Genomic DNA, 8633 nt, shown 5'->3' on the forward strand with positions numbered 1-8633 from the left:
CATGGCACCGCAGGCAGGCTGTCGTCGTTGGCCGACCACAACGGAGAGGAGGCAGCCGTGCCCTGGTTCTACTTCCATCTGCGGGGCCCTGACGGTCTCAGCCGCGACGAGCTTGGGCTCGACCTACCCGATGTGGAGATTGCCTTCCTGGAGGCGGATCGGGCCGTCAGCGACGTCGCGCGGGAACTCCTCGCCGAAGGCCAGAACCCGAGGGGCTACGCCTTCGAGATCGTGAATGCGTCAGGGGATCTCGTCCTGGACCTGCCGTTTGCCGAGACGCTCGACCGCCAAGCAGGCCGGCAGGCCGTCAGCTTGTCGAGAACCACGAGAGCCGCTGTCGCGCGGGCGGAGCGGATGATGCGCCTCACCTCCGAGGTGGCCGAGCAGGCGAGGATCGCCGCGGAGAACCTCCGGCGGGCACAGGACCTGTTGAGGAACCTCGGCACAGGGGACTGCGCTCGCAGGTGATCCTGAGGAACTGCCCGGGTCTCACCCTCTGGCCGATCCGGGTTGCGACCGGTTCTGTCGAGCTTCGCGAGGAGGCTTGCCAGCGGGCATAGCGGGCGCGGGACCTCTTTGCATCTCTCCGCGACCGGGCCTGGATGTCCCGGCAAGCACAACGCGAGTCCTGGGGGCGCCGGAAGTCACAGGGTCCGAAAAGAAAGGCCCTGCCGGAGAGAGATGGCAGGGCCAAGGCGAGGCTCGGGGGCAGATTGAGCCTCAGGCCCTCTCTACCGGGAGAACCGTCCTGCCGCTGTCACCTGGGTTAAAACTGGCCGTAGTTCCTCGACTACTCCACCCCGCTGATCGCCCTCAGCCGCCGCAGCTCATCCGGAGGGTGCGGCAGGAGGGGATCGAGTTCCGCCCCGATCTGGTGCATCCGCTCGAGCTGCTGCTCGACCTGCGCCAGGAACTTCGCATGCAGGTCCCGGAGCCGAGCCGTGTCGGCCAGAGCCGCCTCGGCGCGCTTGAGCAGAGGATCAGCATGAGGCCGAGAGGCAAAGACGAGGCCGGCACGTCGATGGTCCTGGGCCTCGGCGATCGCGGCCAGCGCATCCAGCCGATTGGCTTCGTCAAGGGACGGCTGGCGATCGTCGCACAACGAGATCAGCCGGGCGACAGCTCGGGTCTCCCGGGCGCGTCGGCGGTAATCGGCAGCCTCGCCATCCAAAGGCACAGCCCATGACCTTCTTGCGGGGCAGGCGGACAACGCAACACTGATACCACTCGTTCATAGAGCCTGCCGGAAGCCTATCTGCGCCAGTGATTTTGGCAGGCCGCCTCACAGCGCCCCCTGCTCCATAAAGCGCCTTCTGGGAATCCGACGCGGCCCCGTTTGGGCTTGCCCCCGAACGGGCGCATAGTGCTGCCATCACTGGCAGATCCGACCCGTAGGCGCCGGTGGCTGAGAGACCCCGTGCTCCCGCCTGCATGGCCGAGGGGCGTCCTAATGCCCGACCTCGAGCAGGAGCGCCTGGATCTCGACACGGCCGATCGGCACCTCGCCGAGGGCGAGCGGCGGATCACCGACCTGATCCTCCTGATCGAGGACCAGACCGCGCAGGGCCGCGACACCACCGAAGCCCGCAAACTGCTCCGCAACTTCGAGCAGACCATGGAGACCTGGCGCGTCCATCGGCAGCTCATCGCAGACGCGATCGCGCGGGCGCAGCCGCCTGATCCGGAGGCCTGCTAGGGCGCTTCTGGAGACTGCGGATCCTCATCCGTGGCACGGAGGGTCCTGACCTCGCGCAGCTCCTCGGGCCGGTGCGGCAGCAGCGGATCGAGCTCCGCCTCGATCTGCCTCATCCGTGCGAGCTGCTGATCGACCTGCTCACGGAACCGCTCATGCGCCTCACGGAGCCGAGCCGTCTCCGCCAGAGCAGCCTCAGCGTATTTGAACAGCGGATCGTCTTCGACGGACATGACGGGCTCCGCATCCGGACTCCACCCCTTCGACCCTGCCAATGCCCGATCAGGGTCGCCGTTCCATGGTCCCGCCCAGGCTCGGAGGGAACGGGACCTGCTTACCCGAAGCCGTTCCCCTGGCCCGTGCGGACCGGGCGCAGCACCGTCTCACGATCACCTTCCCGCGGGGCCTGCAAGGGCGTCCGACTCGCGAGGATTCCGTCGGGCCCGGTAGGACGTCGAGCGTCGCCGGGGATGCATCCGGTTCGCACCGCGAGACACAGTGACGGCGCGCGTCCATATGGCATCCGCGGCAGCAGACGGGTGCTGATCGGCACCTCAGCAGTCCCTCGGCGCCCTCCTCCCGGAGGACCTCATCTGGAACTTCCTTGTCCTGAGGCGTTCCTCCGGCAGCGCGGGGACAGCCCCGCAAACCTCTCGGGAACAAGCAGGAGAAAGGCATGGCAGAGCGGATCCTGTGCGCTTGTGCCGATCGCGCCGACGATCCTCAGCGTGATGCGGCACGGGATGACCGCACGCATGCGGTTACGCCCGATCCCCCGTGGACGAGTCATGCTGCATGTGGGAACCCCGATGGCTGACATCTTCGCCCTGACGAAGCCGCCGTGGGAGATCGTCGTCCGGGCAACGGTGGTCTACTTCGCCCTGGTCCTGCTCGTGCGCGTCATCCCGAAGCGGCGGGCCGGCAGCATCTCGCCCAACGACATGGTCGCCCTGATCGTCATCGGCGGCTTGGCGACGGACGCCATTATGGGCGGCTCGGACTCCGTCACCGACATCGTGCTCATGATCGGGCTGATTGTCGCCTGGAGCTATGTCACGGATGCCCTGGAGTTCTACTTCCCGCCGCTGGGGCGGTTCCTGCGCGACCGGCAGACGACCCTGGTCCGCGACGGTCGCCTGCTGCGGCGGAACATGCAGCGGGAGTTGATCACGGAGGACGAGCTGATGGCGATCCTGCGCGAGGAGAGGGTCAGCGATCTCTCGATGGTCGAGGCAGCCTGCATGGAGGCGGACGGGCAGATCAGCGTGGTCCGGAAGTCGCGATGAGATCGTGGTGGGCTCACGAAGGGCACCGAGCGCGTCGGATGGGACCGGAAAGGAGGCGTGCCGACCGTCGCCGACCGGGAACCAGCTCCCGGCTCGTCCGTTGGTCCGATACCCGGTCCACTTCTTTGCCCCCAAAGGGCCGGGACCTCCAAGCGCTCCTCTCCGGGGCGCTTTTTCTTCGGCCCGGCATCAGCGCCCCGGCCGCCCCGATGCCGGGACAGGATCCGGGGAGCGGGAACCAACTCCAGGCTCGTCGGTTTGGGCCTCCTATGAAACACCGTTACGAAATCCTGGATCTTCCCGTCGTTCTCCTGGTCAAGGACGAGCCGCTCGTGCGCCTCACCCAGGTCGATCTCCTGCGCGAGGCCGGGTTCTGGGTGGTCGAGGCCCAGGATGCCGACGAGGCGTTCGATCTCCTGCGGGCCAGGCCCGACATCGACGTCGTTCTCACGGACGTGGACATGCCGGGTTCCCTCGACGGCTTCGAGTTTGCCCGGCTGGTCCGGCAGGGCTGGCCCGAGGTCGGCGTGCTGGTCATCTCGGGCAAGATGACGCCTCGGCCCGGCGACCTGCCGCCCGGGACGGCCTTCGTGGCGAAACCCGTGCGCCCGGCGATGCTGGCCAGGCACCTCCGCGAGGCGATGGACCTGCCGAAGTCCCGGCGGCCCGGCAGCCGCGAATCCTTCCATCCGGCAGGCGAGGGGGCATCGGCCTGAGGCCGGAGTTTGGAGGGTGACCTCCTGGCGGTGTCCTGCTCGCCGGAGCTGCCATCGGCTCGACCGTTCCCGTCCTTGCGGATCACGGCGAGGGGTGGCGGTCCGCAACCCTCGCCCTCATCGGTTCCGTGGCCGCCACCTCACGCCACGGACCGCACCCCACACTCCTGGCCCTTCCGCCACACGATTTCCGCCCGGTGGTTGCGGTTCTTCAGGGGCAGGGCCAGCTCGAACACCGACGGCAGCGCGTCGTCGCCCGTGATCACCAGCCGCGCGCCTTGCTCGGTGATGTCGCGGACCACGCAATCCATCGTGGAGTAGCGGTAGTTGGACTCGATCCTTCCGCGGAGCAGGGCGCGTCTTCGCGGCAGGCTGTGCCTCTCGAGCACCTGGGCGGGGTTCGTCTCCGGGGCCGGAGGCTCCCGGCCCATGAGCTCGGCGGTCGAGCAGCAGTCACGCGACATCGCAGCCATGATGATGCTCGACGTCGACGCGGTGGCCGCGCGGCGAGTTCACGACCACTGCCGTGAGATGTCCGATGTGCGCTCGCTTGCGCGAGCGGGAGATGGCTCGCCGATCCGGACAGAGGTTCGGACGCGCCTTCCGTCAATCCTGGCCCACGGTTCTTCGCGCGCGCATGCACCGCGTCAGATCGCCAGCGGAAAGCACACCCGTGTGCACGTGCCCTTCTCGACCGGGTCCCGCTCGACACGACCGGCAAGCTGCTGGGCGAAGGCGTCGACGAGGGTCAACCCGAGGCCGCCTTCGCGCGGCGGTCCCATTCCCTTGCCATTGTCCTCGACCGTGACGCAGGCCTCCCCCGTATCGTCGTCCATCCCGAACGCCACCCGGATGAGCCCGCTCTCGGCCTCGTCGAACGCATACTTGACCGCGTTGGTGACGAGCTCGTTCACGATCAGCCCCGCCGGAACCGCCCGGTCGAGGGGCATGATCGCAGGATCCGCTTCCACCTCGATCGCGACGCTTTCGCGGCGCGGATCGATCTTGGCGCACAGCGACCGAAGATAGTCGCAGAACTCGACCTGGCTCGTTCCCTCGGTCATCGACAGTTGGTCATGGGCAAGCGCAATCGCGTGGACCCGGTCCATGACGCTGGCGATCCGGTCCCTGCTCTCCTGCGTGCGGGCGGTCCGGCGCTGGAGCGCAATGAAGGACATGATGGTCTGGAAGTTGTTCTTCGTCCGATGCTGGAGTTCCTGCACGAGCGTCCTCCAGACAGCCTCGGCCTCGGTGTGCTGCTGGGCGACCCTGATCCGGCCCTGCTGGGCCTCGTGGCGCGCGAGGGCCATGCCGATCATGTTGGCGTAAGTCGTCATGAAGCCGACGTCGCCGTCGTCGAAGGCGCGTGGCTCCTCGGCATCGACCTCCAGCACGCCCCAGGTCTCGCCGTCGATCATCACCGGAACGTTCAGGGCGGAGACGATGCCGTGCTCGCGCAGGACGGGCGACATACGGAACTCGCCATCGTTCGGCAGATCCTCGACCATGACGGGTGTGGCCGTCTGGATGGACCGGCCGGGCGGAGAGGCACTGTCGATGGAAAAGGTCGCCACACCGACGAGGCCCGGCTTCCAGCCTACACCTGCCACCATGAGGAGATCGCCGTGATCCGGGCGATAGCGCATCACCTTGCTGTGCCGGATGTGGGTCACACGCGAGACCTGGGCACAGGCGTGCTGCATGAGCCGCTCGGGCGGCAGGTTCTCGGAGGCGATCCGGCTGAAGGAGGCCAGTGCCCGCTGGTATTCCATCACGCGGGCGAGTTTCGCCTGGGGGTCCGATGCGCGCTTTCCGGGCATGAGGCTCCTTGGGTCAGCACCCGCTCGTCCATCTTCTGTGGCCTGCAACGCCGCGTGCTGGACGAAGTTCGACGAGGGCATCCCCTGACCGCGTCCATCATATCCCAGACACCCAGTAAACCAGGTGGGAAGGAGTCGCGCGCGGGAGCGGCCGTTGCTCTTGCTGCGCGCCGTGGCGGGCCTGATCATCCCGGACCGGAGCCTAGCGGCTCCCGCGCCGACCCGGGCCCCGCCCCAGGCGGGGCCTTTCCTAGCCCCTGGGTCGACATCCCGTGGGCCATCCATGGCCTCGTCCCAGAGGGCAGGCGGATCAAGCCCCGCACAGCGGGCGTCAATATCCGCTCGCGCGGCACGCGTCAGACCTGCAACCTTGAGATCGGCATCGAGCAAATGTGCGCCGATGGTCTCCACATCCGGGTCACCGACAAGGCCCGGACCGTGATCGATCTCGTCCGCTGGGGCGGCGTCCGGCAGCACGCGGTCGAGGCTGTGCGGGCCTAACCTGGCCGATGAAGGCAATGCCCAGCGGCTCCATGCGATGGCGGACGAGTTCGACATCGGCATCTCGCGGGAGATCGTTCCCCTGTCGGAGGCGATGTATGTCGCACGGGAGCGGGGGCACTGGAGCGGGTGCGTGCCTGAGAGGCTGGGATCCGGGGCACGCAAGCCTCCATCATCTTCGAAAGCTTGAGTCCCGCCTGACGCGCGGCTTGGTTGTTTCTTTTCGCTCGCATGGCTGTGGAGACGCCCGGGGAGGCCTTCTCACAGCAACCTGCTTGGTGCCGATTCAGCGAAGCTAGCCACCGGCGTGGAACGACAATTGGCTCGTTGCCACTGGGAGACCGACACCCGTCCTTTCGAAACCCTACCAGATCACTGGCATCGGCCTTCCAGCTCTGAACTCGCCTCGCAGGGTCACCTTGCCCGCCTGATCTCGGGCAGCGAGGAAACATCGACGACGTGGCTGGGAGCGCGGGAGAGAACCTGTCCTCCTCGCGCCACCCGTCCAGCGACGGCAAGCCCCTGCCTATTCCGGCAGCCCCGCCATTCGCAGGCCCTCGAGAGCGCGGGCAAGATCCTCCGGACGCCGGAACGGAGAAGCGATGTTCGCGTAAGTGCCAAGCCGCAAAGCGGGATCGATCTCGCGCAGTCGCGCCATCGCGTCGTGTGCCTCTGCCACTCGGCCGGACAGTGCATAAGCCACCGCCGCGACGCGCCACGTTCCAGCCCAGTTGGGTTGCTCGAAACGCGCTTTGGTGGCCCACGAGGCTGCCTCATCGTAGTGCTCTGCGCAAATGTGCGCGAGGGCCATACCCGTGCAGCTAAAATAGGAGAACAAATCGAGAGGGCTCAGGCGCATGGCCCGCGCGAAGCGTTCGACTGCGTTGACCGGCTCCCCGAGATAAATGCGCAACCAGCCGCTCATGCTCCAGGCCGCAGCCGAGTTCGGGTTCAAGACAATCGCCCGGTCGACGTGCGCAGCACCAGCCTCGACCTCACCCGCAAGGTAAGCTAGGCAAAATCCGCCCGACCAGAGCGCAATCGCATCCTCCCTGCCGAGAACCGTTGCACGACGCGCGAGCATCACACCCTCTGCGGTGTCGTGGGTTGGATCGCTCATCCAACTGTTGGTCTTGCAGACGTGAATGGCCCAGGCCGCCATCCCGCAGGGCGCGGCATAGTTCGGATCGAGCTCGATCGACCGTCGGAACAGCCGCCTCGCGTCTGACACGCTGTCGGGCGTCAGAAGATAAAGGCTCGCCATGGCGCGCAGGTAGAAATCGTAAGCATCCAGGCTGTCGGTCGGCTTCCGCCCTGCACGCTCGATCTCCGCCCGCTGGAGCCGTGGCTCGATGGCCCCAATGACGCTGGCCGTGACCTGATCCTGGAGATCGAACACGTCCTCGAGCCCGCCCTCGAAGCGATCCGCCCAAAGATGAGCACCACTCGCCGCCTCGATGAGTTGCGCCGCAATTCGCACGCGGTTCGATGCCTTGCGGACACTCCCTTCGAGCACGTACCGGACCCCGAGGTCCCGCCCGACCTGCTTCATGTCGACCGTCTTGCCCTTGTAGGCGAAGGACGAGTTGCGTGCGATCACGAACAGCCAGCCAAAGCGGGACAGACCGGTGATGATGTCCTCGACCATGCCGTCAGCGAAATACTCCTGCTCGGGATCGGCACTCAGATTCTGGAAAGGGAGGACGGCAATCGAAGGCTTCTCGGGAAGAGGCACCGCAACCGACGGCATCGTCAGGCCACCGCTCAGCCGCACACGATAGACCCTGATCGCGCGTGCAATGTTCTTGAAGTGCCGCTCTCCAGCATCCTCGAACGTGCAATCGAGCTTCCCTTCGGTGTCCTCCTGCACTCGCGACGACACGCAGATCCCGCCGGGTTCAGCCAGACTTTCCAAGCGGGCTGCCACGTTCACGCCGTCCCCGAAGATATCCCCGTCGTCGAGGATGACATCCCCGACGTTGATGCCGATGCGGAACTGGATGCGCTTGTCTTCCGGCACCTGGGCGTTGCGCTCGACCATGCCGCGCTGGATCTCGACCGCGCAGCGGACCGCGTCCACGACACTCGCAAACTCGACCAGTGCCCCGTCACCAGTCGTTTTGACGATCCGTCCGTGATGCTCCCGGATCTTGGGATCGATGAACTCCCGTCGGTGCCCCTTCAAGCGGGCGAGCGTGCCCTCTTCATCGGCGCCCATGAGGCGGCTGTAGCCGGCAATGTCGGCGGCTAGGATGGCCGCAAGCCGTCGCTCGATCCGCTCGGCGTTCAAGGCCACTGCTCCCTCGTGCCGAAAGCCTTGGAACGCGCGACACTCCACGCCGGAGGTTTCATGAGCATCTCCCGCGCAAGCCGGCTGCTCTCAGGCTCAGTTAAGCGGCATTCGGTAGCAAAGACCACCAGAAACTCGACAATTGACTGGTCTCAAAACAATTCCAGCTCTGACAGCAGTCATGGAAAGTTGCTGGGACACCGCGAGCGACAAGTGCCATGGATCCGGCTACCGCACAGGTGAAGTCGGATTAGCATGGTTGCACTCAAGGTCCGTGAGGGACGGGAATGCGGACCTTCACGACGTCCGCCCAACATCGCACTTTGA

General features: G+C 66.4%; 10 protein-coding genes. 5 read left to right on the top strand and 5 right to left on the bottom strand.

Going from position 1 to position 8633, the window contains the following annotated elements; genetic code table 11:
- Positions 1-468, top strand: a 468-nt coding sequence (locus tag BN1233_RS43940) for a DUF6894 family protein (RefSeq protein WP_052764130.1), incomplete at its 5' end; no start/stop codon positions are given.
- 322 nt (positions 469-790) lie between these two features.
- On the opposite strand, the gene BN1233_RS40080 is transcribed toward BN1233_RS43940, so the two are convergent.
- A complete protein-coding gene (locus BN1233_RS40080; protein ID WP_147707815.1) occupies positions 791-1177 on the bottom strand; it encodes a hypothetical protein in 387 nt (128 codons plus the stop codon).
- A 273-nt stretch (positions 1178-1450) separates the two neighbouring features.
- On the opposite strand from BN1233_RS40080, the gene BN1233_RS40085 reads away from it, so the two are divergent.
- Entirely contained in the window at positions 1451-1696 is a 246-nt protein-coding gene (locus BN1233_RS40085; protein ID WP_046869260.1) for a hypothetical protein, read from the top strand.
- Here the strand turns inward: BN1233_RS40085 and BN1233_RS40090 are convergent.
- Positions 1693-1926: a hypothetical protein gene (locus BN1233_RS40090; RefSeq protein WP_046869261.1), complete on the bottom strand. Its 234-nt coding sequence runs from the start codon at positions 1924-1926 to the stop codon at positions 1693-1695. The two genes, BN1233_RS40085 and BN1233_RS40090, sit on opposite strands and share 4 nt — an antisense overlap.
- 576 nt (positions 1927-2502) lie before the next feature.
- Here BN1233_RS40090 and BN1233_RS40095 point away from each other — a divergent pair.
- Both BN1233_RS40095 and BN1233_RS40100 read left to right on the top strand, forming a co-directional pair.
- Positions 2503-2979, top strand: coding sequence for a DUF421 domain-containing protein (locus tag BN1233_RS40095; RefSeq protein ID WP_046869279.1), 477 nt, complete (start codon positions 2503-2505; stop codon positions 2977-2979).
- Between the two features lie 269 nt (positions 2980-3248).
- Positions 3249-3695, top strand: coding sequence for a response regulator (locus tag BN1233_RS40100; RefSeq protein ID WP_046869262.1), 447 nt, complete (start codon positions 3249-3251; stop codon positions 3693-3695).
- A gap of 140 nt (positions 3696-3835) precedes the next feature.
- Here the strand turns inward: BN1233_RS40100 and BN1233_RS40105 are convergent, their stop codons facing one another.
- Positions 3836-4168, bottom strand: coding sequence for a PilZ domain-containing protein (locus BN1233_RS40105; protein WP_048707592.1), 333 nt, complete (start codon positions 4166-4168; stop codon positions 3836-3838).
- Between the two features lie 174 nt (positions 4169-4342).
- Entirely contained in the window at positions 4343-5515 is a 1173-nt protein-coding gene (locus BN1233_RS40110; protein ID WP_046869263.1) for a sensor histidine kinase, read from the bottom strand.
- A gap of 54 nt (positions 5516-5569) precedes the next feature.
- On the opposite strand from BN1233_RS40110, the gene BN1233_RS48950 reads away from it, so the two are divergent.
- Positions 5570-6016, top strand: coding sequence for a hypothetical protein (locus tag BN1233_RS48950; protein ID WP_187144484.1), 447 nt, complete (start codon positions 5570-5572; stop codon positions 6014-6016).
- 526 nt (positions 6017-6542) lie between these two features.
- On the opposite strand, the gene BN1233_RS40115 is transcribed toward BN1233_RS48950, so the two are convergent.
- Positions 6543-8312 carry an adenylate/guanylate cyclase domain-containing protein gene (locus tag BN1233_RS40115; protein WP_244470649.1) on the bottom strand — a complete coding sequence of 590 codons (1770 nt, stop codon included), beginning with the start codon at positions 8310-8312 and terminating at the stop codon, positions 6543-6545.
- Positions 8313-8633: the final 321 nt, after the last annotated feature.

Source organism: Microvirga massiliensis (assembly GCF_001006805.1).
Lineage (GTDB): Bacteria > Pseudomonadota > Alphaproteobacteria > Rhizobiales > Beijerinckiaceae > Microvirga > Microvirga massiliensis.